At 69.4% G+C, this 24616-nt stretch carries 21 protein-coding genes; 8 read left to right on the top strand and 13 right to left on the bottom strand.

All coding sequences use genetic code 11. From position 1 onward, the window contains the following. Positions 1-22 precede the first annotated feature (22 nt). Together ACFVY3_RS05400 and ACFVY3_RS05395 are read left to right on the top strand one after the other, a co-directional pair. Positions 23-1723, top strand: coding sequence for an FAD-binding dehydrogenase (locus tag ACFVY3_RS05400; RefSeq protein WP_400159001.1), 1701 nt, complete (start codon positions 23-25; stop codon positions 1721-1723). A gap of 44 nt (positions 1724-1767) precedes the next feature. Beyond that, a complete protein-coding gene (locus ACFVY3_RS05395; protein ID WP_400159065.1) occupies positions 1768-2748 on the top strand; it encodes an alpha/beta hydrolase in 981 nt (326 codons plus the stop codon). Here ACFVY3_RS05395 and ACFVY3_RS05390 read toward each other — a convergent pair. The 3 genes from ACFVY3_RS05390 to leuA form a co-directional block, all read right to left on the bottom strand. After that, positions 2718-3560, bottom strand: a complete 843-nt coding sequence (locus ACFVY3_RS05390) for an isoprenyl transferase (protein ID WP_400159000.1) — start codon at positions 3558-3560, stop codon at positions 2718-2720. The two genes, ACFVY3_RS05395 and ACFVY3_RS05390, sit on opposite strands and share 31 nt — an antisense overlap. A gap of 2 nt (positions 3561-3562) precedes the next feature. Next, positions 3563-4318 (bottom strand): DNA repair protein RecO, encoded by a 756-nt coding sequence (gene recO, locus ACFVY3_RS05385; RefSeq protein WP_364135608.1) that lies wholly within the window; start codon positions 4316-4318, stop codon positions 3563-3565. Positions 4319-4440: 122 nt separating this feature from the next. Continuing rightward, positions 4441-6180: a 2-isopropylmalate synthase gene (gene leuA, locus ACFVY3_RS05380; protein WP_400158999.1), complete on the bottom strand. Its 1740-nt coding sequence runs from the start codon at positions 6178-6180 to the stop codon at positions 4441-4443. Between the two features lie 254 nt (positions 6181-6434). On the opposite strand from leuA, the gene ACFVY3_RS05375 reads away from it, so the two are divergent. After that, on the top strand, positions 6435-8387 hold the full coding sequence (locus ACFVY3_RS05375; RefSeq protein ID WP_400158998.1) for a M13 family metallopeptidase: 1953 nt from the start codon (positions 6435-6437) through the stop codon (positions 8385-8387). A 78-nt stretch (positions 8388-8465) separates the two neighbouring features. Here ACFVY3_RS05375 and ACFVY3_RS05370 read toward each other — a convergent pair whose 3' ends face one another. The 5 genes from ACFVY3_RS05370 to ACFVY3_RS05350 all read right to left on the bottom strand — a co-directional run bounded on the left by ACFVY3_RS05370 (position 8466) and on the right by ACFVY3_RS05350 (position 13982). Next, the gene (locus tag ACFVY3_RS05370; protein ID WP_400158997.1) at positions 8466-10046 is read right to left on the bottom strand and encodes an LCP family protein; all 1581 of its coding nucleotides are present in this window, start codon (positions 10044-10046) and stop codon (positions 8466-8468) included. A gap of 106 nt (positions 10047-10152) precedes the next feature. Further along, positions 10153-11112, bottom strand: coding sequence for a GTPase Era (gene era, locus ACFVY3_RS05365; protein WP_400158996.1), 960 nt, complete (start codon positions 11110-11112; stop codon positions 10153-10155). Then, positions 11096-12427 (bottom strand): hemolysin family protein, encoded by a 1332-nt coding sequence (locus tag ACFVY3_RS05360; RefSeq protein WP_290257785.1) that lies wholly within the window; start codon positions 12425-12427, stop codon positions 11096-11098. Before ACFVY3_RS05360 ends, era begins: the two co-directional genes overlap by 17 nt. Next, entirely contained in the window at positions 12424-12897 is a 474-nt protein-coding gene (gene ybeY / locus ACFVY3_RS05355) for an rRNA maturation RNase YbeY (RefSeq protein ID WP_290257784.1), read from the bottom strand. Before ybeY ends, ACFVY3_RS05360 begins: the two co-directional genes overlap by 4 nt. Next, positions 12894-13982 carry a PhoH family protein gene (locus tag ACFVY3_RS05350; protein WP_364135588.1) on the bottom strand — a complete coding sequence of 363 codons (1089 nt, stop codon included), beginning with the start codon at positions 13980-13982 and terminating at the stop codon, positions 12894-12896. Before ACFVY3_RS05350 ends, ybeY begins: the two co-directional genes overlap by 4 nt. 502 nt (positions 13983-14484) lie before the next feature. Here ACFVY3_RS05350 and ACFVY3_RS05345 point away from each other — a divergent pair. Next, positions 14485-15393 carry a GerMN domain-containing protein gene (locus ACFVY3_RS05345; RefSeq protein WP_400159064.1) on the top strand — a complete coding sequence of 303 codons (909 nt, stop codon included), beginning with the start codon at positions 14485-14487 and terminating at the stop codon, positions 15391-15393. 77 nt (positions 15394-15470) lie between these two features. Here ACFVY3_RS05345 and ACFVY3_RS05340 read toward each other — a convergent pair whose 3' ends face one another. The 3 genes from ACFVY3_RS05340 to hrcA form a co-directional block, all read right to left on the bottom strand. Next, on the bottom strand, positions 15471-16262 hold the full coding sequence (locus ACFVY3_RS05340; protein WP_290257782.1) for a 16S rRNA (uracil(1498)-N(3))-methyltransferase: 792 nt from the start codon (positions 16260-16262) through the stop codon (positions 15471-15473). A 2-nt stretch (positions 16263-16264) separates the two neighbouring features. After that, the gene (dnaJ, locus tag ACFVY3_RS05335; RefSeq protein ID WP_377970439.1) at positions 16265-17395 is read right to left on the bottom strand and encodes a molecular chaperone DnaJ; all 1131 of its coding nucleotides are present in this window, start codon (positions 17393-17395) and stop codon (positions 16265-16267) included. A 66-nt stretch (positions 17396-17461) separates the two neighbouring features. Then, positions 17462-18475, bottom strand: a complete 1014-nt coding sequence (hrcA, locus tag ACFVY3_RS05330) for a heat-inducible transcriptional repressor HrcA (RefSeq protein ID WP_400158995.1) — start codon at positions 18473-18475, stop codon at positions 17462-17464. 243 nt (positions 18476-18718) lie between these two features. On the opposite strand from hrcA, the gene ACFVY3_RS05325 reads away from it, so the two are divergent. Together ACFVY3_RS05325 and ACFVY3_RS05320 are read left to right on the top strand one after the other, a co-directional pair. Continuing rightward, positions 18719-19576 carry a DUF3097 domain-containing protein gene (locus ACFVY3_RS05325; protein ID WP_400158994.1) on the top strand — a complete coding sequence of 286 codons (858 nt, stop codon included), beginning with the start codon at positions 18719-18721 and terminating at the stop codon, positions 19574-19576. Between the two features lie 127 nt (positions 19577-19703). Continuing rightward, entirely contained in the window at positions 19704-20123 is a 420-nt protein-coding gene (locus ACFVY3_RS05320; RefSeq protein ID WP_290257778.1) for a DUF4870 domain-containing protein, read from the top strand. Positions 20124-20214: 91 nt separating this feature from the next. Here ACFVY3_RS05320 and hemW read toward each other — a convergent pair whose 3' ends face one another. After that, a complete protein-coding gene (hemW, locus tag ACFVY3_RS05315; RefSeq protein ID WP_400158993.1) occupies positions 20215-21453 on the bottom strand; it encodes a radical SAM family heme chaperone HemW in 1239 nt (412 codons plus the stop codon). A gap of 2 nt (positions 21454-21455) precedes the next feature. Further along, positions 21456-23309, bottom strand: a complete 1854-nt coding sequence (lepA, locus tag ACFVY3_RS05310; protein WP_290257776.1) for a translation elongation factor 4 — start codon at positions 23307-23309, stop codon at positions 21456-21458. Between the two features lie 170 nt (positions 23310-23479). On the opposite strand from lepA, the gene ACFVY3_RS05305 reads away from it, so the two are divergent. Continuing rightward, positions 23480-24010, top strand: a complete 531-nt coding sequence (locus tag ACFVY3_RS05305) for a type II toxin-antitoxin system PemK/MazF family toxin (protein ID WP_400158992.1) — start codon at positions 23480-23482, stop codon at positions 24008-24010. 185 nt (positions 24011-24195) lie between these two features. Next, positions 24196-24456, top strand: a complete 261-nt coding sequence (gene rpsT, locus ACFVY3_RS05300; RefSeq protein ID WP_290257774.1) for a 30S ribosomal protein S20 — start codon at positions 24196-24198, stop codon at positions 24454-24456. Positions 24457-24616 lie beyond the last annotated feature (160 nt).

Here is a 24616-nt window from a genome sequence, read left to right as displayed (position 1 = left end):
GGCCGGGCGCTAGCATGATGCCATGACCCGCGATGAAGCAGTCCCCGCCCGCTCCCCGGGCTCCCCCTCCCCCGCCCGGATTGAGGCGGACGTGCTGGTGGTGGGCGCCGGCCTGGCCGGGCTGGTCGCCGCGTCCCAGGCGTACGCGGCGGGACGCCGGGTGGCGGTGCTGGACCAGGAACCCGAGTCCTCCGCGGGCGGCCAGGCCCATTGGTCCTTCGGCGGGCTTTTCCTGGTCAACACCCCGGAACAACGCCGCCTGGGCGTCCGGGACAGCGCCGAGCTGGCCCTCGCCGACTGGTTAGCGTCGGCCGGCTTCGACCGCGAGGAGGACGCCACCGCCCGGCAGTGGGCCGAGGCATACGTGGATTTCGCCGCCGGTGAGAAGCGGTCCTGGCTGGCCTCCCTCGGCGTCGGGCTGTTCCCGCTCGTGCAGTGGGCCGAACGCGGCGGCTACGGACCCGACGGCCACGGCAACACGGTGCCCCGCTTCCACGTCGCCTGGGGTACCGGCCCCGCGATCGTGGCACCATTCCTGGCCAAGCTCCGGGAGGGCCAGGCCGCCGGGCGGGTGAGCTTCCATTTCCGGCACCGTGCCACCGGGCTGACGACGACGGCGGGCCGGGTCACCGGGGTGCACGGCTCCGTGCTCGCACCGAGCACCGCCGCCCGCGGCGAACAGTCCTCCCGGGAAGAGGCGGGCAGCTTCGAGGCCTCCGCGGCGGCGGTGATCGTCGCGAGCGGCGGAATCGGCGGCAACCACTCGGCCGTACGCGCCCAGTGGCCGGGCGGAAACGCCCCGGCGGAGATGCTCTCCGGGGTGCCGGCCTCCGTGGATGGAGAGTTCCTGGGGGCGGTGTCCCGGGCCGGCGGAACCCTGGTCAACGGCGACCGGATGTGGCACTACCCCGAGGGCATCCACAACCACTCTCCCGTCTGGCCCCGGCACGGCATCCGCATCCTGCCCGGCCCGTCCGCGCTCTGGCTTGATGCGACCGGACGGACGCTGCCGGCTCCGCTGTTCCCGGGTTTCGACTCCTTGGGCGCGCTCCGGCACATCCTGGGCACCGGGTACGCCCACTCCTGGTTCGTGCTGAACCGCAGCATCGCGCTGAAGGAATTCGCCCTCTCCGGCTCGGAACAAAACCCTGACCTCACCGGCAAGGACCTGCGCCTGCTGGCCACCCGGCGGCGGCCCTCCCCGGACAACCCCCTGCAGCGGTTCCTGGACCGCGGGATCGACTTCCTCCAGGCCGCAACCCCGCGCGAACTGGCCGCCCGGATGAACGAGCTGGCCGGCGGCGGACTGATCGACGCGGATGGACTCGAGCGCACCATCCGTGCCCGGGACCGCCAGTTTGCCAGCGGCCTGGGCAAGGACCCGCAGCTGGCCGCCATCCGCGCCGCCCGCCGCTTCGCCACGGACAAGCTCATGCGCGTGGCACCGCCGCACCCGTTGCTCGATCCGCGGCACGGCCCGCTGCTGGCCGTTCGGCTCTCGGTCCTGACCCGCAAGAGCCTGGGCGGGATCCGGACCGACCTGCAGTCCCGGGTGCTGGACGCATCCGGCGCCCCGGTGGACGGGCTGTACGCCGCCGGCGAGGCGGCCGGTTTCGGCGGCGGCGGCATTCACGGCTACCGCGCCCTGGAGGGGACGTTCCTGGGCGGGTGCATGTTCTCCGGGCGGGCCGCCGGGCGCGCCGCCGCGGCGGCCGTGGCCTAGGCAGACATCCAGCGCAGGGAGGACGGACGGTGGCCGACGAGGGGCTGCAGTGGCAGCAGGACATCCTGGGCGAAGATTTCGCCGCGTGCACCTTCACCGCGGCCGGCCCGGACGGCGTCGAACGCGAAGCCACGCTGGTCCGTCACGTCCCCTCCCTGGGCGCAGGCCGGCGGCCGAGCCGGGCGGTACTGTTCCTGCACGGCTGGAGCGACTACTTCTTCAACGAGGAGCTCGCGGAATTCTGGACCGGGCATGGTTTCGACTTTTTCGCCCTGGACATGCACAACCACGGACGCAGCCTGCGGCCGGGTACGCACGGCGGCTACGTGGCGGACCTGGCCGACTACGACGCCGAGATCACGACGGCCATCGCGATCGTCCGGTCGATGGGCCCGGGCGGCCGGTACCCGGTCACGCTGATGGGCCACTCCACCGGCGGCCTGATCGCGGCGCTGTGGGCCAGCCGCCACCCGGGAAACGCCGCGCAGCTGGTGTTGGACAGCCCGTGGTTGGAGATGCACGGCACCCCCGCCCTCCGCCGCGCGGCCCGAACCATGGTGGAACCCCTCGCCCGTTTCCGGCCCGAGTCCGTGATCCGGCTGCCGGCGCGGCCGTTCTACTGGCGCAGCATCAGCAGCGCCGCCGAGGGCGAGTGGCTGCTCGACGACTCCTACCGGCCGCCGCACGCCTTTCCGGTGCGGGCCGGCTGGCTCAGCGCCGTCCTGTCCGGGCAGACCCGGGTGGCGCGGGGCCTGAACATCGACGTGCCCATCCTGGTCCTGATCTCCGGGGCGAGCGCCAACGGCATGTTCTGGAAGGAATCCATGCGCCGCACGGACGCCGTGCTGGACGTGAACACCATCGCCCTGCGCGCCCTGAGCCTCGGCCGGACCGTCACGCTGGAGAGGATCGACGGCGCACTGCACGACGTCTTCCTCTCCGCCCCCGGCGTCCGGGCGGACGCCTACGCCCGGCTGGCCCGCTGGATGACGGCCTACGCCCCTGAGGAGGGCGGCGCCAGCTGAGCCGCGGCGTCCACGGCCCCGCCGTAGCGGCGGTCACGCCGGGCGTAGATCTCAACGGCCTCCCACAGGGTCCGGCGGTCCACGTCCGGCCAGAGCGTGTCCAGGAAGACGAACTCGGCGTAGGCGGACTGCCAGAGCAGGAAGTTGGAAAGGCGCTGCTCGCCCGAGCTGCGCAGGAACAGGTCAACGTCCGGCAGGTCCGGCTCGTCCAGGTACTTCTGGATGGTCTTCTCGGAGATTGCCGAGGGCTTCAGCCGGCCGGCGGCCACCTCCTCGGCGATCGCCGAGACGGCGTCGGCGATCTCCGCGCGGCCGCCGTAGTTAACACACATGTTCAGGGTGCAGGTGCTGTTACCGCGGGTGAACTCCTCGGCCTCCTCCAGCTCCTTGATGACCGAGCCCCACAGGCGCGGCCGCCGGCCGGACCAGCGGATCCGCACGCCCCACTCATTCATCTGGTTGCGCTGGCGGCGCAGCACATCCTTGTTAAATCCCATCAGGAAGCGCACCTCCTCCGGGGAACGCCGCCAGTTCTCGGTGGAGAAGGCGTACACGCTCAGGTGCTTGATGCCGAGCTCGATCGCCCCGGCCACCACGTCCAGCAGCGCCGGCTCCCCCGCCTTGTGCCCCTCGATCCGCGGCAGTCCGCGCTGGTTGGCCCAGCGGCCGTTGCCGTCCATGACGATCGCGACGTGCTGCGGCACCAGCTCGGCCGGAATGGCCGGCGGCACCGCGCCGGAAGGGTGCGGGTACGGGGCCACCACAGGGGTGGTGCGCCGCGGGGTGGGGGTTTTCTTCTTGCCGAGGGCCACGGTCAGGTTCGCTCCACATGCTTGAGGGATTTGAGGACACGCTCCAGGTGCCACTGCAGGTAACTGGCCACCAGGCCTGCCGCCTCACGGCGGTGGACGGCCACGGACGCGTCCGCGGCAGTCCAGTTTCCGGTCAGCAGGGCACCGAGGAGGACGACGGTTTCCGGTGCCGGTGCGGGCGATCCGGGCGGGCGGCAGGCCGGACAGACCATCCCGCCCAGGGGTGCCGAGAAGGCCGTGTGCGGGCCCGGCGCCCCGCAGCGGGCGCAGTCGGTGAAGCTGGGCGCCCAGCCGCCGGTGGACAGCGCGCGGAGCAGGTAGGAATCGAGGATCAGTTCCGAGGCGTGGTCGCCGCGGCTCAGCGACGCCAGCGCCCCGACCAGCAGGTTGTACTGCGCGGTGCCGGCCTCGCCGTCGACGTCGGTGAGCTTCTCGGCCGTTTCGGTCATGGCCGCGGCCACCGTGTAGCGGCCGTAGTCGGCCGCGATGCCGGTCCCGTAGGCGCCCTTCGCGACGGCCTGGGTGACCACGTCCAGGGTGCGGCCCGAGATCAGCTGCAGGTCCGCGACCATGAAGGGTTCCAGCCGGGCTCCGAAGCGGCTGCTGGTGCGGCGGACCCCCTTGGCGACGGCGCGGACCTGGCCGTGGTGCTTGGTCAGCAGCGTGATGATGCGGTCGGCCTCGCCGAGCTTATGAGTGCGCAGGACGACGGCGTCGTCCCGGTAGGCGCGCGCGGCGTAGGAGGATGGTTGGGCCACAGTTTTATCTTCGCATTGACTTCGCGTAATCGCCGCCACGGGCCGTCCGCACCACGGAAACAGCGCTGCGCCGCCGGAGAGTCTCCGACGGCGCAGCCGCAGGGCGGGCGGGCTGGTGCGGTTTAGCCGCGGGCGTCCCGGATGGCGCGGTTGACGGCGGAGATGACGGCCTTCAGCGAGGCCATCGAGGTGTTGGCATCGATGCCGACGCCCCAGAGGACCCGCTCGCCGACGGCGCATTCGACATATGCGGCGGCCTGGGCGCTCCCGCCCTCGGACAGGGCGTGCTCGCTGTAGTCCAGGACGCGGACGTCGACGCCGTCTTCGCGGAGGATGCTTAGCAGCGCCGCGATCGGGCCGTTGCCGGTGCCGGTGCGCCGCAGGGGCTTCCCGTCGACCTTCAGCGCGGCGGTGAGGGTCATGGTTCCGTCCTCGTCGGATTCGGTGCTGACCGCGCCGAGCGCGTAGCGGCCCCACTGGCCCTCGGCGGCCGAGGAGGGCAGGTACTCATCCTGGAACACCTGCCACAGCTGGGCGCCGCTGACCTCGCCGCCCACGGCGTCGGTGCGGCGCTGGATGACGCCGGAGAACTCGATCTGGGCGCGGCGCGGCAGGTCCAGGTTGTGCTCGTTTTTCAGCAGGTAGGCCACGCCGCCCTTGCCGGACTGCGAGTTCACCCGGATCACGGCCTCGTAGCTGCGGCCCAGGTCCTTCGGGTCGACCGGCAGGTACGGGACCTGCCATTCGTAGTCGGCCACGTCCTTGCCGGCGGCGGCGGCGTCGCGCTCCAGGGCTTCCAGGCCCTTCTTGATGGCGTCCTGGTGGGAACCGGAGAAGGCGGTGAAGACCAGGTCTCCGCCGTACGGGGTGCGCTCGGCCACCGGCAGCTGGTTGCAGTATTCGACCGTGCGGCGGACCTCGTCGATGTCGGAGAAGTCGATCATCGGGTCGATGCCCTGGACGAACATGTTCAGGCCCAGGGTCACCAGGTCAACGTTGCCGGTCCGCTCACCGTTGCCGAAGAGGCAGCCCTCAATCCGGTCCGCGCCGGCCAGGTAGCCCAGCTCGGCGGCGGCGACGCCGGTGCCGCGGTCGTTGTGCGGGTGCAGGGAGAGGATGATCCCCTCGCGCGGGTGCAGGTGGCGGCTCATCCACTCGATCGAGTCGGCGTAGACGTTGGGCGTGGCCATCTCGACGGTCGCGGGCAGGTTGATGATCACCTGGCGGTCCGCGGAGGCTTCGAAGACGTCGGCGACGGCGTTGCAGACGCGCACGGCGTATTCCAGCTCGGTGCCGGTGAACGATTCGGGCGAGTACTCGTAGGTGATGTGCGTGTCCGCGAGGGTTTCCTCGTACTTCTTGCACAGCCGGGCACCCTGCAGGGCGATGTCCAGGATGCCGTCCTCGTCCTGGTTGAACACCACGCGGCGCTGCAGGACCGACGTCGAGTTGTACAGGTGCACGATCGCCTGCTTGGCGCCGACCAGGGATTCGTAGGTCCGCTCGATCAGGTGCTCGCGGGCCTGGGTCAGGACCTGGATGGTGACATCGTCCGGGATGTGATTGCCCTCGATGAGCTGGCGGACGAAGTCGAAGTCCGTCTGCGAGGCCGACGGGAAGCCGACCTCGATTTCCTTGTAGCCCATCCGGACCAGCAGGTCGAACATCTTCATCTTGCGGGCCGGGCTCATGGGATCGATCAGGGCCTGGTTGCCGTCGCGGAGATCAACGGCGCACCAGCGCGGGGCCGTGGTGATGACCTTGTCCGGCCAGGTCCGGTCCGGCAGTTCGACCGTGATCAGGTCCTGGAACGGGACGTACCGGTGGACCGGCATACCTGAGGGCTGCTGTGCGTTTAGCATTACTTATCGGGGCCTTTTCTGTGATTCCTGATGAAAGGGTGGCCGGGCAACACAAACTCCGCAGCGAGGTTTGGCCTTGCGCTAGATCGCGTCTGAGGCCCCGCCGCGGCAGCTAAGAAGAAGCAGTTCTGCACGCACATTTTCACGATAACACGGTGCGTAAGATGAAGGAGCGATACCCCCAGCAACGTCCACCATGCAGACGCCGGCCCGGTCATCACGCCCGCGGCGGCGCCTGAACAGAAGGAGCCGCAGTGCCGCTTTCCGGGATTGACCAGTCCACCATCGACGACGCCGTCCGGCCGCAGGATGACCTGTACCGCCACTTCAACGGCGCCTGGCTGAAGTCCGCCACCATCCCCGATGACCGGCCGCTGGACGGTGCTTTCACCGCCCTCCGCGACGGCGCGGAGCTCGCGGTGCAGGAGATCATCCTGGCCGCCGGCGGCCGGGGCACGGAGGCCAGCGGCATCGAACGCAAGATCGGCGACCTCTACAACAGCTTCATGGACGAGGACGCCGCCGAGGCCAAGGGCGCCGAACCGATCCGGGAGCGGCTGGCCGAGGTGGCCGCCACCGGGTCCGTCGCCGAGCTGCTGCGGCTGGCCGGCCGCCTGTTCCGTGCCGACGTGTCCGGACTGTTCTACATCTACCCGGCTCCCGATGCCGGGAATCCGGACCGGATCCTGCTCTACACCGGGCAGGCTGGCCTGGGCCTGCCGGATGAGTCGTACTACCGGGAAGAACAGTTCGCCGCCACGGTCACCGCCTACCGGGAGCACGTGCGCACCATGCTGCAACTGGCCGGCGTCGCCGACGCGGAGGCCGCCGCGGGGCGCGTGGTGGAACTGGAAACGGCCCTGGCGTCCCACCACTGGGACAAGGTGTCCCTGCGCGATCCGCAGAAGACCTACAACCTCAAGACCGCCGACGAGGTGGCCGGGCTCTTCCCGCTCATGAACGACTGGTTCGACGCCGCCGGCATCGACGCGGACAAGCGCGCCGAGCTGGTGGTCAGCACCCCCGACTTCTTCACCGGCGCGGCGTCGCTGCTGGAGACGGTGCCGCTGGGCACCTGGCAGGAGTGGCTCGCCATGCGCGTCGTCAGCGCCGCAGCCCCGTATCTGTCCTCGGCGTTCGTGGACGCCAACTTCGCGTTCTACGGCACCACCCTCAGCGGCACTCCGCGCAACCGTGACCGCTGGAAGCGCGGCGTCGCCGTCGTCGAGGCCGCCCTGGGTGAGGCCGTGGGGCAGATCTACGTGGCCCGGCACTTCCCGGAGTCGCACAAGGAACGCATGCGGGTCCTCGTAGGAAACCTGATCGAGGCGTACCGCGAATCCATCACCGGCCTGTCCTGGATGGGCGAGGACACCAAGCAGGAGGCGCTGAAGAAGCTGGACGCCTTCCGGCCCAAGATCGGCTACCCGGAGAAGTGGATCGACTACTCCGCCGTCGTGATCGACAAGGACGACCTGCTCGGCAACGTGGAGCGCGCACACAACGCCGACGTCGACCGGCACCTGGACGAGGTGGGCAAGCCCGTGGACCGGGAGAAGTGGCTGATGACCCCGCAGACGGTCAACGCCTACTACCACCCGCTGCTGAACGAGATCGTCTTCCCGGCCGCGATCCTGCAGCCGCCGTTCTTTACCGCGGACGCGGACGACGCCGTCAACTACGGCGGCATCGGCGCGGTGATCGGGCACGAGATCGGCCACGGCTTCGACGACCAGGGCTCCCAGTACGACGGCGACGGCCTGCTGCGCAACTGGTGGACCGAGGCGGACCGCGGCGCGTTCGAGGCCCTCACCTCGAAGCTGGTGGTCCAGTTCGACGCCCTCTCCCCCGCCGAGGCCTCCGGCCGGCACGTCAACGGCAAGCTCACCCTCGGCGAGAACATCGGCGACCTCGGCGGCCTGACCATCGCCTACAAGGCCTACCTGATCAGCCTCGGCGGCCAGGAGGCCCCCGTGCTGGACGGCCTGACCGGGGCACAGCGGTTCTTCGCATCCTGGGCAGCGGTCTGGCGCCAGGTGATCCGCAGCGAGGAGGCCATCAAGCGGCTCGCGACCGACCCGCACTCCCCCAACGAATTCCGCACCAACGAGATCGCCCGGAACCTGGACGCCTTCCACGAGGCGTTCGGGACCACGGAACGGGACGGCATGTGGCTTGTCCCCGCGGAGCGCGTCAGCATCTGGTGACCTAACAGGCACATCGATACACGAGGAGGCCCGGGCGTTGACGCCCGGGCCTCCTCCGTACCTGCCGTGTCCGTCCGGTCAGCGGACGATCATGGCGGGGTTGACCTGCTGGCAGACCGTGTCGCCGGCCGTCTGGTTCACGATGTCCGGCGGCAGCTGCGCGGACGCGGAGGTGGACGGCTGCGCGCCGGCCGCGTAGTCGGCCCCGAGGTAGGCCTGGACGCCGGTGACGTTCGCCGCGGGGAGGACCTTGGAGGACGGGACGCCCAGCAGGGCGGCGACGTCCGCGGCGACGTCCGCGAAGTTCCCGCCGTAGTACACGGCGGTGGACGCGACGGCGGGCGCGGTGAACTGAGCGGTCTGGGTGAAACCGGCGGCGTTCAAGGCGGCCACCGCCTTCGCGGCGTTGGCCGCGTTGGAGCTGCCGTTGGCGACCGTGACCGGCTGTGCGGCCTTGTTGTAGGCGGCTGCGCTCGTGGCGGCCGGCGCGGGAGCGGACGACGCCGCGTCGGTGGCCCCCGCGGTGGGGGCGGCCGGGGCCTTCGGGTCGGTCAGGTCCACGTCGCTGCGGAGTGCGGCGAAGAGCTGGGACGCCGCGGGTTCGGCCAGTTGCAGGCGGTTGCTGTCCGAGACGGCCGGTTCTGTGGGGGTGGCAACGAAGGCGACCTTGCTGATGTCGATGTTCTTCAGCCGGTTGCCGACGGTGAGCAGGGTGGGCACGGACGCCAGTCCATCGTCCACCGTGAGGTTTTTGGTGATGGCGTCGGCGATGCCGAGCATTCGGCCCGGGTTCGTCAGGGTGCCGTCATCCTTGATCTTGCGGACCAGGGAGGAGAGGAAGCCCTGCTGGGCCTTGATCCGGCCGAGGTCGCCGCCGTCGCCGAACGCGTGCCGGGTCCGGACGAAGGAGAGGGCCTGCTCGCCCTGGACCTTGGAGGTGCCCTTGGGCAGCCGCAGGCCGGAGTCGGGGTCGTAGACGGCGTCGCTGACGCAGACGTCCACGCCGCCGACGGTGTTGGAGAGTTCCTTGACGGAGTTGAAGTCGGCCATCATGAAGTGGTCAATCTCGAGGCCGGTGAGCTTATTGACGGTGTCCACCGCGCAGCCGATGCCAGCCTCGGACATCGCCGAGTTGATCATGGCCTGGCGCTGGGCCGGGTATTCCTTCTTGGTCTTCTGGTCCACGCACTTGGGGATGTCCACGAGGAGGTCGCGGGGAAAGCTGATGACGCTGACGCGCTTGTTGTCCGCGGAGATGTCCATCATCATCATCACGTCGGAGTGGCCGTAGCCGGCGGAGTCCTCGGCGCTGCCGTACTCGGAGTTCTTGCCGTCCCGGGTGTCCGAGCCCAGGATCAGGATCTGCATCCGGTCCGTTGCCTCGTTGACGGCGTCCTCGGTGCGGCCGTTGCCGGCGCCGAGGGCCTGCTTGCTGATGTTCCCCTGCAACCGGATGAACCAGTAGGACCCGAACGCGATCACGCCCACCAGGAGCACGGAGATCACGATGGTGGTGGCCTTCAGCCAGGTGGGGGTCCGGTGCGTTGCGCCCAGGTGCCGGGCGGGCCCGACGGAGGGGTCATCCGCGTGCCGGGCAGCGGCGCCTGACCGGGCCGGTGGAACGGTCCCGTCTGAACGGTTGTCACGGGGTCGAACCACGGATGGTGCCTTCCTTCGCGGAGTGGGTCTACCCATTTTAGTGCCCCGCGGCGGAAAAGCTGTGACCGGCCCTCGCCCTGCGCGGGTTGGGGCCGGCCGGGGAGGGTCAGAAGCCCAGCTTCACCAGCTGCTTCGGGTCCCGCTGCCAGTCCTTGGCGACCTTCACGTGCAGGTCCAGGTAGATCCGCGCGCCCAGCATCGCCTCGATGCCCTTTCGCGCGTTGGTGCCGACTTCCCGGAGCCGGGCGCCGCCCTTGCCGATGATGATGGCCTTCTGCGAGGGCCGTTCGACGTACAGGTTGACGCGGACATCCAGGAAAGGACGGTCCTCGGGACGGTCTTCGCGCGGCACGATTTCCTCCACGACGACGGCCAGGGAGTGCGGCAGCTCGTCACGGACGCCCTCGAGCGCGGCCTCGCGGATCAGTTCGGCGATCATCACGGCCTCGGGCTCGTCCGTGAGGTGGCCGTCCGGGTAGAGCGGGGGCGACGGCGGCATATGGCTGATCAGCACATCGGCGACCGTGTCGACCTGGAAACCGTCGGCGGCGGAGACGGGGACGATGTCCTTCCAGCCCTCCTCGCCGAGGACCTCGCGGCCCAGGGCGGCGACGGCGAGCAGCTGCTCGGTGAGGGCCTGTCGGTCCACGGTGTCCGCCTTCGTGACCAGCGCGATCACGGGTTTGCGGCCGAGGGCGGCCAGCTGGGCGGCGATGAACTTGTCGCCGGGGCCGATCTTCTCGTTCGCCGGGAGGCAGAAACCGATCGCATCGACCTCGGCCAGGGTGTCCGCCACGAGTTCGTTCAGGCGCTTGCCGAGCAGGGTGCGGGGCCGGTGCAGGCCCGGGGTGTCCACCAGGACCAATTGCGAGTCCTCGCGGTGCACGATCCCGCGGATCGTGTGCCGGGTGGTCTGCGGCTTGGCGGAGGTGATGGCCACCTTCTGGCCCACCAGGGCGTTGGTCAGGGTGGACTTTCCGGCGTTGGGGCGTCCCACCAGCACCGCGAACCCTGCCCGGTACCCGCCGTAGGGCGCTCCGCCGTCGGACTTATTCTGCTTGCTCACGTGGAACTCCCTGTTGCATTGTGTCGGCCTCGTCGAGTAGCTCTCCAAGGTCAGTGTCTTCCTTTGGCGCTGCCGCCGCAATGACGTGGCTGACGCGGTTCCGGCGGCCCTCGAGCCGGTCGGCGCGGAGGGTCACGCCGTCGACCGTGACGGTGCTTCCCACGATCGGGACCCGGCCCAGGGCCTTCGCGAGCAGGCCGCCCACGGTGTCCACCTCGTCGTCGTCGAGCTCCAGGTCGAAGAGTTCGCCCAGGTCGTCGATGCTCATCTTGGCGCTCACCCGGTAGGTGCCGTCGCCCAGCTCGACGGCCTCGGCGGACTCCGTGTCGTATTCGTCGACGATCTCGCCGACGAGTTCCTCGATCAGGTCCTCCAGGGTGACTAGGCCGGCGGTGCCGCCGTATTCGTCGATGACGATGGCCACGTGGGTGGATTCCTTCTGCAGCTCGCGCAGCAGTTCGCTGACGGGCTTGGAGTCGGGAACGTAGCGCACCTCGCGGGCGAGGGCGTCCACCGCGGGCGGTTCGACGCCGGGTTCCAGGTTGTGGATCACGGCGGCGACGTCCTTGAGGTAGACGATGCCGAGGACCTGGTCGGTGTTCTCGCCGATCACCGGGATCCGGGAATAGCCGGAACGGAGGAACAGGGACATGGCCCGGTGCAGGCTGGAGCCGGAATCGATGGTGAGGATGTCCGTGCGGGGCACCATCACGGCGCGGACCAGGGTGTCGCCGAAGTCGAAGACGGACTGGATCAGTTCCGCCTCGTCGTTCTCGATCACCTCGGATTCGCTGGCGCGTTCGACGAGTTCGCGGAACTCCTCTTCGCTGAAGAAGGCCTCGTTGTCCGCCGGGGCGCCGGGGGCGACGGCGCTGCCGAGGGTGACCAGCCAGCCCGGGATGGGGCCGAGCACCCAGCAGAGCCAACGGATCAGCGGGGCGGAGAAGCGCACCAGCCCGGCGGAGTGCACCCGGCCAAGCTGGCGCGGGGAAACCCCCACGATCACGAAGCCGAGGATCGCCATGATGCCGGTGGCGATCAGGCCGGCCAGCCAGACGTTATCCAGCACGCTGTGCAGCAGCACGGTCACGGCCACGGCGGAGGCCATCTCGAACCAGATCCGCCAGAACCGCAGGGCACGCATGTGCGCCACCGGCTGGGCGAGAATCCGTTTGAGGGCGGTGCCGCGGCTGTTCAGCACCGCCGCCTCGGCGTCGTGCCGTGGGAGGTAGTTGAAGGCTGCCTCGGCCGCTGTCAGGAGCGCGGCAAAACTCAGGAAGACCAGCGACATGCCGGCCAGGATCAGTGGGGTCACTGAATCGTCTCTGCCGGGGCTTCCCGGCCGGTGAAGCCGGAGAGGAGTTCGCGCTGCAGGCCGAACATCTCTTCCTTCTCCTCCGGCTCGGCGTGGTCGAAGCCGAGCAGGTGCAGGATGCCGTGCGTGGTGAGCAGCAGCATCTCGTCCTGGGTGGAGTGGCCGGCGTTCTGGGCCTGGATCTCGGCCACCTGCGGGCAGATGGCGATGTCACCGAGCATGCCCTGCGGGGTGGGCTTGTCCGGGGTGCCGGGGGTCAGCTCGTCCATCGGGACGGAGAGCACGTCGGTGGAACCCGGCTCGTCCATCAGTTCGATGTGCAGCTTTTCCATTGCGGGCTCGTCCACCAGGAGGATGGACAGCTCCGCCTGCGGGTGGATGAAGAGCCGTTCGAAGACGTACCGGGCCAGCGCCACCAGTTCGGCCTCGTCGACGGCGATGCCGGATTCGTTGTTGACCTCGATGCTCATGCGTGTTCTCCCCGGTTGTCCCGGGCGACGGAGTGCTTGACCCGGTTTCGTTGTGTTTCGTCCCAGACGCTGTAGGCGTTGACGATGTCGCCCACCAGCCGGTGCCGGACGACGTCGGCGGCGTCCAGGACGGAAAAGTTGACGTCCTCGATGCCCTGCAGGATGTCCTCGACGATCCGCAGGCCGGACCGGGTGCCAAACGGCAGGTCCACCTGGGTGATGTCGCCGGTGACCACCATCTTGGAGCCGAAGCCCAGGCGGGTGAGGAACATCTTCATCTGCTCCGGCGTCGTGTTCTGGGCCTCGTCCAGGATGATGAAGGCGTCGTTCAGGGTCCGGCCGCGCATGTAGGCCAGCGGGGCCACCTCGATGGTGCCCGCGGCCATCAGGCGCGGGATGGACTCCGGGTCCATCATGTCGTGCAGCGCGTCGTAGAGCGGCCGCAGGTAGGGATCGATCTTGTCGCTCAGCGTTCCGGGCAGGAAGCCGAGCCGCTCACCGGCCTCGACGGCGGGGCGGGTGAGGATGATCCGGCTGACTTCCTTCTGCTGCAGCGCCTGCACGGCCTTGGCCATGGCCAGGTAGGTCTTGCCCGTGCCGGCGGGACCGATGCCGAAGATCACGGTGTTCGCGTCGATGGCGTCCACGTAGTTCTTCTGGTTCAGCGTCTTGGGCCGGATGGTCTTGCCGCGGCTGGAGAGGATGTTGGTGGTCAGCACCTCCACCGGGTTCTGCAGCGACTGGCTGCGGAGCATGGAGACGAGCTGCTGCAGGACGGCCGGGGTGATGACCGTGCCGCGGGCCACCAGGCCGCGCACCTCGTTCAGGAGCCGCATGATCCGGGGGACGTCCGCCGGCGGGCCGCTGATGGAGAGTTCGTTTCCGCGGACGTGGAAGTCGACGCCGGGGTACTGGGATTCGATGAAGCGCAGCGCCTCGTCGTGGCTGCCCAGCGACTGCACCATCTGGCCCGAGTTCTCGAAGACCACGACCTCCGTCCGCACGCCTGGGATGGAGTGGGGAAATTCCCCGGTGGTGCGTTCGCCCGCGGTGGTCCGGGCCTTGCCGTTGGCTGCTTCAGTCATGGTGATGGCCCGCGGGCCTCTGGTTCCCTCCAGCTCGAATATGCTCCGTCGCCGCCGCTCCCGTCTGGCCGCCGTGAGGTGCGGCGTCGCCGGGTCCGGCGGTCCTCCCATCTTACGTCAGGAGACCGCCGCCGTGCCGCGCTCCAGGCCCGGCCGGACGGGGCGCCCCAACGCAGGGCCGCCGTCGCCACCGGCCGCTTCCACGGCGCCTTCCGGTGGCCCGCCCGACGCCCTGTTCGACGTCCCGTCGACGCCGTGGCGGCAGCCGTTAGCCGGCTTTAGGTATCAACTTCATATCGGCCTCATATCGTTCCCGTTGCAGTTTGTTCGGGTGCCCCGCTTCCCCGCCGGCGGGCACCCCCCCTGTGCCATGCTGGATTGGGCCTATCGGTCCCGGCCGGCGACGGCCCGCACATCAACGACCACCGCGAGAGGGAGCACCGCAATCGGCATCAAGGGCGCCAGCAGTCAGGGCACGAGGACCGCGACGGCGGCACGGCGCATGCGCCGCGGCCTGCTGCTGGTCGTGCTGCCCGCTTCCCTGGTGCTCTCCGGTTGCGTCGCCAACCCCCGGCAGGACATCACCGATGCCGGCTCCCCCACCCAGACGGTGCCGGGACCCGCGGACGGGACCACCGCCACGAGCGCCCCGCTGGAATCCGCGCAGGCCTCCAACAAGGCCCCGGTGTACTGGATCGGCCGCAGCAACAACAACGTCTTCCTCTACCGCGAATTCCGGGACGTCTCCGAGGACGACAACCCCGTGACCCGCGCGTTGCGGGTGATGATGTCCCAGAAGCCGCTGGACCCTGACTTCTTCACCCCGTGGCAGAATCCGCGCAAGCTCGCCACGTCGATCTCCGGCAAGAACACCATCACGGTGGACGTGTCCTCCGACGCGTTCAACAGCAACCTCGACGCCGACATGGCCGAGCGCGCCATCCAGCAGCTGGTCTACACGGCCACCGCCGCCGCGGCCAGCGCCGGGCTGACGGACTCCGGGCAGCAGATCCAGGTGGTCATCCTTGTGGACGGCCACACCGACTACGTCGCGTTCAACCGGGTCCGGCTGGGCGCACCCACCTCCCGCAGCGCCGGCATGGTGGCGCCGGTGTGGATCATCGACCCGCAGGAGGGCACCACCGTGGCCGACGGCGCGGTAAAGATCTCCGGCCGCAGCACCTCGCCGGGCGGGAAGCTCCGCTGGGAGATCCAGAAGGTCGACGGCAACGCCAAGACCCCGTACCAGAGCGGCATGATGACCGCGGCGGCAGACGCGCAGCAGTCGGGGCTGTTCAGCTTCACCCTGAACCTGGGACCGGGCAGCTACGAGGCGCGGGTGTCCCAGGTGGACGCGAACGGCAAGGCCACCGACCTCAACGTCGACACCCGCGGCTTCACGGTTAAGTAGCCCGGTCCAATAGCACCGTCAAATAGCCCGGTTAATTGACCACCTAAAACACCGCTAAGCAGCCTGCCGGGTAGCCGCTACCAGCGGCCCAGGATGTCGCTGGCCAGCACGGTGGCCGCGGGCCCGGCGGTGGAGGACCGCAGCACGTGGTGCCCCAACAGCGCGGTCACGGCCCCGGCATCACAGAGCCGGGTGACCTCCCGCGGGCTGATCCCGCCCTCCGGTCCCACGATCAGCAGCACCTCGCGCGGCGCCGCGCCGTCGTCCGCGCTATTAACGCTCTCCTGCCAGTCGGCCAGCACCCGGCGCAGCGGCCGGACGGCGTCTTCGTGCAGGATGACGGCGAGGCCGCCGGAAGTCACCGTGGCGGCGACGGCCGCCTGCAGCGAGCCGCCGTCCACCGCGGCGCGAACCTCGGGGATCCAGGCCCTGCGGGCCTGTTTCGCCGCCGCCGTCACCACGGACTGCCACTTGGCGTGCGCCTTCGCGGCGCGTTCGGGCTTCCAGCGGACGATCGACCGTTCGGCCTGCCACGGGACGACGGCGTCGATCCCCAGCTCCGTCGCGGTCTCGGCCGCGAGTTCGTCCCGGTCACCCTTCGCCAGGGCCTGCACCAGCACCAGCCGCACCGCGGGACGCGGCTCGTCGTTGACCGCGGTGCACTCGAGCGTCAGCTCCTGGGGCCCGGCGGCGGTGACCGTGCCGGTGATCCGGCGGCCGGCGCCGTCGGCGATGTCCACCTGCTCCCCAGCAGCGAGGCGCTTGACCGTGACGGCATGCCGCGCCTCGGCGCCGTCCAGCACGAAGGTGGAACCGGGGGCCTGGTTGTCCAGGGTTCCGGCGGGGGTGAAGAAGACCGGGTTGCTCACCGCTACAGGTTACCGAGGCGGTCCCGCAGCTTGGCGAAGACCCCGCCGCTGGCGGCCAGCTTGCCCTCGGTGAACTGCTCGCCGCGGAGCTTGGCCAGCTGGCGCATGAGGTCCTCCTGGGCGGCGTCGAGCTTGGCGGGGGTCTCCACCTGGAGGTGCACCTTGAGGTCGCCGCGGCCGTAGCCGCGCAGGTGGGTGACGCCGAGCCCGCGCAGGGTGATGACCTCGCCGGACTGGGTGCCGCTCTTAACGTCGATCTCCTGCTGCCCGTCGAAGGTGTCCAGGGTCAGCTCGGTGCCGAGGGCCGCGGCCGTCATCGGAATGGTGAGGCTGGCGTGCAGGTCGTCGCCCTCGCGGACGAAGGTCGCGTCGTTGTTGACCCGGATCTCCACGTACAGGTCGCCGGAGGGGCCGCCCGCCGGGCCGGCCTCGCCCTGGCCGGAGAGCTGGATCCGGGTGCCGGTGGCGACGCCGGCGGGGACCTTGACGGTCAGGGACCGACGGCTGCGGATCCGGCCCTGGCCGGCGCACTCATTGCAGGGGTCCTTGATGACGGTGCCGAAGCCCTCGCAGCTGCCGCACGGGGCGGTGGTCATGACCTGGCCCAGGATGGAGCGGACCGGGCGCTGGACCTGGCCGCTGCCGCCGCAAATGTCGCAGCGTTCGGGGTGGCTGCCCTCGCGGCAGCAGGAGCCCTCACAGGTGGGGCAGGTGACGGCGGTGTCCACCTCGAGCTTCTTGTTGACGCCGAAGACGGCGTCGCGCAGCTCGATCCGGACGCTGATCAGCGCGTCCTGGCCGCGGCGGACGCGGGAGGCCGGGCCGCCGGCTCCGGCGGCGCCGCCGAAGAAGGTTTCGAAGATGTCCTGGAACGCGAAGCCCTGGCCGGCGTAGCTGCCGCCGCCGAAGCCGTTGTCCGTGCCGTTCTCGTTGCCGGTGGTGTCGTAGACGCGGCGCTTCTGCGGGTCGGAGAGCACCTCGTAGGCGTGGGTGACCGCCTTGAAGCGCTCGGACGCGTCCTCGCCCGGGTTGACGTCCGGGTGCAGGGTCCGCGCGAGTTTGCGGTAGGCCTTCTTGATTTCCTCGCCTGTTGCTTCGCGGGAGACTCCAAGAACGTCGTAGTGGCTGCTCAAAGTGTGTATCTCTTCCTTTTTGTACTGCCGGTGCTGGGCGACAAGCCTGGTGGTGGATCCGGCCGGTCAGGGCCCGAGGATCCGTGAAAGGTAGCGGGCCACCGCGCGGACGGCGGCCATGGTGGTGGGGTAATCCATCCGGGTGGGGCCGAGGATGCCCACCTTGGCGGTGGCGTCGGGGCCGTACCCGGTGGCCACCACGGAGGCCTCGGAGAGCCCGTCGTAGGGGTTCTCCCGGCCGATGCTGACGGTCACGCCGCGGGGGTCCTCGGCCATGTCCGAGAGCAGCCGGAGCATGACCACCTGCTCCTCGAGGGCCTCGAGGACGGGACCGATGCTCAGCGGGAAGTCAACGTTGGAGCGGGCGAGGTTGGCCGTGCCGGCCATCACCATCCGCTCCTCGCGGCTGCTGGCGGCCAGCGCCTCCAGTCCGCGGGCCAGCGCCTGGGCGGCGCCGCGGCGGGCGGGGGCGGTGCTGTCGACGACGTCGGGCAAAGTCTGCGGGAGCAGGCTCAACGGGGTGCCGCCGAGCCGGCCGAGGAAGACGCCCCGCAGTTCGGCGAGGGTCTCGTCGCCAAGGTCCTGGCCGACGTCGATGACGCGCTGTTCGACCTTGCCGGTGTCCGCGATGAGCACGGTCAGCACTTTTCGCGGTGCCAGCAGCACGAACTCGATGTGCCGCACCCGGGCCCGGCTGAGCAGCGGGTACTGCACCACGGCCACCTGGTTGGTCAGTTGCGCCAGCAGGCGCACCGTCCGGTCCAGGACGTCGTCGAGGTCTTCGGAGCCCTCCAGCAGGGCCTGGATGGACCGCCGCTCCGCCGGGGACAGCGGCTTGACCGCGGAGATGCGGTCCACGAAGAGCCGGTAGCCCTTGTCCGTGGGGATCCGGCCGGCGCTGGTGTGCGGGGCGGTGATCAGCCCCTCGTCCTCCAGCGCGGCCATGTCGTTGCGGATCGTTGCGCTGGAGACGCCCAGGTGGTGGCGTTCCACCAGCGCCTTGGAGCCCACGGGTTCACGGGAATGGACGTAGTCCTCCACGATGGCGCGCAGCACTTCGAGTTTGCGTGGTTCGCTCACGCCGCACCTCCAATCGAGCCTCAACCGTCAACCGGCGCCCGCCGCCCGAAAGAACCCGGGGGTTAGCACTCGGCATGCCTCAGTGCTAACCAGTCTAATATGTCCGGCCGCGTTGTTAGCATTGGATTCGCTCCGGGCGTGACCGTGGCAAGCCGGGCGACTGCCCGGCGCGGCCGGCCACCACCCCGGCCCCATGCAGTTCCCCGTTGCAGTTCCGCCCCGATGCAAAGCAGTGTGTAACCGATGTCCTATCAGAACTGGGGCCCGCAGGACCTCACCGCCCCCGCCCCTTCCCAGCTGCCCGAGGTCCCGGTGCAGCGCGGCATGGTCCTCGAGGACGTGCAGTCCGGCTGGGTTGGTGCCGTCACCCGGGTGGAGAAGTCCGGCGGCATGCACGTCGTGGCCCTTGAGGACCGGCGCGGGAAGTCCCGGACTTTCCGACTCGGCTACGGCTTCCTCCTGGAGGGCCGGCCCATCCGGCTGATGCCGCCGGCACCCCGGGCGGCCGCAGGACCGGCCACCGGGACACGCACGGCGTCCGGCTCGGTGCGCGTGGCGGTCCAGCGGGCGCAGGTGGCCAAGGCCAGCCGGATCTGGGTTGAGGGCAAGCACGACGCCGAACTGGTCGAGAAGGTCTGGGGCGACGATCTCCGGGTCGAGGGCATCGTCGTCGAGCCCCTGCACGGCATCGACGATCTCGCAGCCGCGGTCAAGGACTTCCGTCCGGGTCCCGGCCGCCGCCTCGGCGTCCTGGTGGACCACCTGGTGGCAGACTCCAAGGAGTCCCGGATCGCCGAGGCCGTCATGGCCTCCCCCGGAGCCCGCGGAAACGTCCTGATCGTCGGCCACCCGTACATCGACGTCTGGCAGGCCATCCGGCCGTCCGTGCTGGGCATCGAACGCTGGCCCGTGATCCCCCGCGGCGTGGACTGGAAGACCGGCATCCTGACCGCCTTCGGCTGGCCGCACAGCACCAAGGAGGACATCGGGTTGGGCTGGCAGAAACTCCTCGGCGCCGTTCGCAGCTATGCCGACCTGGAACCCTCGCTTCTAGGCCGGGTGGAGGAGGTCATCGACTTCCTCACCGCCCCGGAACAGTAGGGCCCGTCCGGCAAGGTGGCGGGCGTCGGCGCCCAAGCAAGTATTCTTGATACGGTGGCCGCCGCGTTGTGACGGTGGCCGCGCCCGCACAGGTACCAACGCTCCACCGCAATCCAAAGGACGAAACGTGGCAGAAGACGCACGCGAACACACGGACCCCCAGGCCGGTCACGGCCAGTCGCAGTACCATGGCGTTCCCGCAAATGCGCTTCCCCTGACCGCCAGCGAGGACCGTCAGTGGGCCACCCTGTCGCACTTCGGAGGCATCCTCGGCTGCATCCCGTCGCTGCTGATCTACCTGATCTTCAAGGACCGCGGCCCCTTCACCGCCCAGGAGTCCAAGGAAGCGCTAAACTTCACCCTGCCGCCGACGATCGCGGCCGTGGTGGCCAACCTGCTGGTGTTCGTCCCCGTGGTGGGCAACCTGTTCGCGGTCCTGGCCACGGTCATCTGGATCGCGCTGGCCTGCTTCTCCGTGGCGGCCGGCATCCACGTCAACCGCGGCCAGCCGCACCGCTACGAGTTCAACCTGCGCTGGATCAAATAGCGCCGGTTCCCACAACGTCAACGGGCACCCCGGGATTTCTCCCGGCGTGCCCGTTTTTGTCTGGTGTGCGCGGCTCGCTGGTCCGGCAGTGTTAGTCCGGCAGCAGCCGTCGGACGACGGCGTCGGCCAGGAGGCGGCCCTTCAGCGTGAGGACCAGCCGGCCGCGAAAGGCCTGTGCCGGTTCCACGAGTCCGTCGGCGATCAGTCCCGCGACGGCGTGCCGGCCGGTTTCCTCCAGCCCGCCCAGGCTGGGGATGTCCAGGCCGGAGACCAGCCGCGCCTCGAGCATGATGCGCTCGACATTGCGGGTCTCCGAGTCCAGGGTTTCCCGGCCGGCCGCCGGGGAGGCGCCGGAGTCCAGCCGGGCGGCGTAGGCGACGGGGTGCTTGACGTTCCACCAGCGGACGCCGCCGACGTGCGAGTGGGCCCCCGGCCCGATCCCCCACCAGTCGTCCCCGCGCCAGTAGGCGAGGTTGTGGCGGCAGGCCTGCTCCGGCGTCGCCGCCCAGTTGCTGACCTCGTACCAGCCCAGCCCGGCGGCGGAAATGAGTTCGTCGGCCAGCTCGTACTTGGCCGCGTGGTCGTCGTCATCAATCCCCGGGACCTCGCCGCGGCGGATCTGGGTGGCGAGCTTGGTGCCCTCCTCGACGATCAGGGCGTAGGCGCTGATGTGGTCCGGGCGGTAGGACAAGGCGGTCTCCAGCGATTGGCGCCAGTCCTCCAGCGACTCGCCGGGCGTGCCGTAAATCAGGTCGAGGCTGACGGCCAGCCCGGCCTCCCGTGCCCACTCCACCACCAGGGGCACCCGGCTGGACGTGTGGGTCCGGTCCAGGACCTTGAGCACGTGCGGCACGGCGGACTGCATCCCGAAAGACACCCGGGTGAAGCCGGCGTCGGCCAGAAGCTGAAGGGACTCGCGGGTCACCGAGTCCGGGTTCGCCTCGGTGGTCACCTCGGCGCCGGGGGCAAGGCCCCAGGTGTCAACGGCGGCGCGCAGGATGCGGGCCAGGTCTTCCGCAGGGAGGAGGGTGGGGGTGCCGCCGCCGAAGAAGACGGTGCTGAGCGGACGCTCCGGCAACCCGGAATCGGCCAGGGCGCGGGCCGCGAATCCGACCTCCGCGACGGCGGTGTCGGCGTAGGCATCCTGGGACGCCCCGCCGCCGAGTTCCGTGGCGGTGTAGGTGTTGAAGTCGCAGTAGCCGCAGCGCACCGCGCAGAACGGGATGTGGACGTAGAGCCCGAAGGCCCGGTCCCCGGCGCCCTCCAGCGCCTGGGCGGGCAGCAGCCCGTCCGACGGCGCGGGGTCGCCGAGGGGTAGTGCGCTTGGCATGGTTACTTCTTGGCCTTGTCCTTGGATTCTTCCGTGGTCAGGGCGGCGATGAACGCCTCCTGCGGTACCTCGACGCGGCCCACCATCTTCATGCGCTTCTTGCCTTCCTTCTGCTTCTCGAGCAGTTTGCGCTTTCGGGTGATGTCACCGCCGTAGCACTTGGCCAGAACGTCCTTGCGGATGGCGCGGATGCTCTCGCGGGCGATGATGCGGGAGCCGATGGCGGCCTGGATGGGCACCTCGAACTGCTGCCGCGGGATCAGTTCGCGCAGCTTGCCGGTCATCATCACACCGTAGGCGTAGGCCTTATCCCGGTGGGTGATGGCGCTGAATGCGTCCACCTGCTCGCCCTGGAGCATGATGTCGACCTTGACCAGGTCGGCGACCTGGTCGCCGTCGGCCTTCCAGTCCAGCGAGCCGTAGCCGCGGGTGCGGGACTTGAGGATGTCGAAGAAGTCGAAGACGATCTCGGCCAGCGGGAGCCGGTAGCGGATCTCGACGCGGTCCTCGGAGAGGTAGTCCATGCCGCCCATGACGCCACGGCGGCTCTGGCAGAGCTCCATGATGGCGCCGACAAACTCGTTCGGCGCCAGGATGGTTGCGGAGACCATCGGTTCGCGGACCTCGGCGACCTTGCCCGTGGGGTACTCGCTGGGGTTGGTCACGTGAATGACCTTCTTGTCCTCCAGCGTGACCTCGTACTCGACGTTCGGGGCGGTGGAGATCAGGTCCAGGTTGTATTCGCGTTCCAGCCGTTCCCGGGTGATCTCCAGGTGCAGCAGGCCCAGGAAGCCCACGCGGAAGCCGAAGCCCAGCGCGGCGGAGGTCTCCGGCTCGTAGACCAGCGCGGCGTCGTTGAGCATCAGCTTCTCCAGCGCGTCGCGGAGGACCGGGTAGTCGGTGCCGTCCAGCGGGTACAGGCCGGAGAAGACCATGGGCTTGGCGTCCGCGTATCCGGCCAGCGACTGCGTGGCGGGCTTGGCCATGTTGGTGACGGTGTCGCCCACCTTGGACTGGCGGACGTCCTTCACGCCGGTGATCAGGTAGCCCACCTCGCCGACGCCCAGGCCCTTGGACGGCGTGGGCTCCGGGGAGCTGACCCCGATCTCCAGCAGTTCGTGGGTGGCGCGGGTGGACATCATCTGGATGCGTTCGCGCGGGTGGAGCATGCCGTCGACAACGCGGACGTAGGTCACCACGCCGCGGTAGGTGTCGTAGACCGAGTCGAAGATCATGGCCCGGGCGGGGGCATCGGGATCGCCGACGGGGGCGGGCAGGTCGCGGACAATCTTGTCCAGGAGGGCCTCGACGCCGGCGCCAGTCTTACCGGAAACCCGCAGCACGTCCTCCGGGTCGCCGCCGATCAGGTTCGCGAGCTCCTCGGCGTACTTCTCCGGCTGGGCGGCCGGCAGGTCGATCTTGTTCAGGACCGGAATGATGGTGAGGTTGTTCTCCATCGCCAGGTAGAGGTTGGCGAGGGTCTGCGCCTCAATGCCCTGCGCGGCGTCGACCAGCAGCACGGCGCCCTCACAGGCGGCCAGGGACCGGGACACCTCGTAGGTGAAGTCGACGTGGCCGGGGGTGTCGATCATGTTCAGCGCGTAGCTGGTGCCCTCGAGCTCCCACGGCATCCGGACGGCCTGCGACTTGATGGTGATGCCGCGTTCCCGCTCGATGTCCATGCGGTCCAAGTACTGGGCCTTCATGTCACGGGACTGGACGATGCCGGTGAACTGGAGCATCCGGTCGGCCAGCGTGGACTTGCCGTGGTCAATGTGCGCAATGATGCAGAAGTTCCGGATGAGGGCCGGATCTGTTGCGGCAGGCACCGGGGCGGTGCGGGCCATGGGAGACACGCAGGGTCCTAACTCTTGGCTGAACTGGTGAAGGTTTTGTCCGCGGGCTGAACAGCCGGCGTCGCGCCGTGCTGCCGAAGGCCGCAATTCTCGTCTCCCTAGTCTCCCACGTCCCGGCGCGTGGGTCTGCATTCCGGCCCGTCCGAACCCGGCGCCGGTAGGGTTTGCCCATGGCATTGAACCTTCGCTCCCTCGGCAAGGCCGTCCGCGGCACGCTCCGCTTCCTCGGCATCGGCGGCGCGCCGGCCGCTCCCCCGGCCGGGACGTCGTCCGGTCCGCGCCGCGGCGGACCTGTTCCCGGCTCCTATCCCGGGGACTTCCGCGGCAAGGCCACGGTCAGGTATGCGCCGAACGCCAATGGGGTGCCCGAGCCCGGGGAGATCATCTGGACCTGGGTGCCGTTCGAGGAGGACCACAGCCAAGGCAAGGACCGCCCCGTGCTGCTGGTGGGAAGCAAGGGACGTTATCTCCTCGGCCTGATGCTCACCAGCAAGGACCACGACGGCGATCCGCGGCGGGCGGCGAACTACGTGGACATCGGGACGGGGCCCTGGGACCGTCAACGGCGGCCCAGCGAGGCGCGGCTGGACCGGGTTCTGCAGATCGACCCGGCGGCCGTCCGCCGGGAGGGTGCCATTCTGGATGCCGGGCGGTTCCGCGGGGTGGCCGCTGCGCTCCGCGACCGGCAGGGCTGGTCCTGACGGCCGTCCCGTCACCGGGCATCTCGTCATCAGGCGGGCGTTTCTGCTATTATTGACAGCTGTGTGTCCGTGCAGGTCGACGGCCACAGATGGTTGGTCGCCATAGGTATCCCCACGCCGCTCAGTCAATGGCCAATCTGAAAGCCCTCTAGACCATTTTCCGCATTGAAAAAGAGAGTTCACACGTGGCTAATATCAAGTCCCAGAAGAAGCGCATCCTGACCAACGAAAAGGCTCGCCTGCGCAACAACGCAGTCAAGTCCGAGCTGAAGACGGCCATCCGCGCCGTCAACACCGCCGTTGCGTCCGACGACAAGGATGCCGCGTCTGCTGCACTGGTTTCCGCCAGCCGGAAGCTCGACAAGGCTGTCAGCAAGGGTGTTCTGCACAAGAACAACGCTGCAAACCGCAAGTCGGCGATCTCCAAGAAGGTCAACGCACTCTAAGGTTTTCCAGTTCAGCTGAACTGATGATTGTGGCCGGCACCGCCAAGGTGCCGGCCACAGCCAGTTAACCGGGCTTCCGGGTCGCCGGGCCATGGCCTTGGCGTTCCGGTGAGGCGGTCTGCCGTACTGGCTTTGAGGTCCGGCGACGACCCTGCCGGAC

It is taken from the genome of Arthrobacter sp. BPSS-3 (assembly GCF_044628475.1).
In the GTDB taxonomy this organism is placed as follows: Bacteria; Actinomycetota; Actinomycetes; order Actinomycetales; family Micrococcaceae; genus Arthrobacter.
The sequence above is the reverse complement of the archived record's forward strand: the minus strand, read 5'-3'. Positions and strand labels throughout refer to the sequence as shown.

Bases quoted from the DNA above. Each gene is read 5' to 3' on its own strand.
- ybeY (WP_290257784.1), bottom strand. From the start codon at position 12,897: ATGAGCATCGAGGTCAACAACGAATCCGGCATCGCCGTCGACGAGGCC.
- ACFVY3_RS05325 (WP_400158994.1), top strand. From the start codon at position 18,719: ATGTCCTATCAGAACTGGGGCCCGCAGGACCTCACCGCCCCCGCCCCT.
- hemW (WP_400158993.1), bottom strand. From the start codon at position 21,453: ATGCCAAGCGCACTACCCCTCGGCGACCCCGCGCCGTCGGACGGGCTG.
- ACFVY3_RS05345 (WP_400159064.1), top strand. From the start codon at position 14,485: ATGCGCCGCGGCCTGCTGCTGGTCGTGCTGCCCGCTTCCCTGGTGCTC.
- ACFVY3_RS05350 (WP_364135588.1), bottom strand. From the start codon at position 13,982: ATGACTGAAGCAGCCAACGGCAAGGCCCGGACCACCGCGGGCGAACGC.
- ACFVY3_RS05305 (WP_400158992.1), top strand. From the start codon at position 23,480: ATGGCATTGAACCTTCGCTCCCTCGGCAAGGCCGTCCGCGGCACGCTC.
- ACFVY3_RS05400 (WP_400159001.1), top strand. From the start codon at position 23: ATGACCCGCGATGAAGCAGTCCCCGCCCGCTCCCCGGGCTCCCCCTCC.
- leuA (WP_400158999.1), bottom strand. From the start codon at position 6,180: ATGCTAAACGCACAGCAGCCCTCAGGTATGCCGGTCCACCGGTACGTC.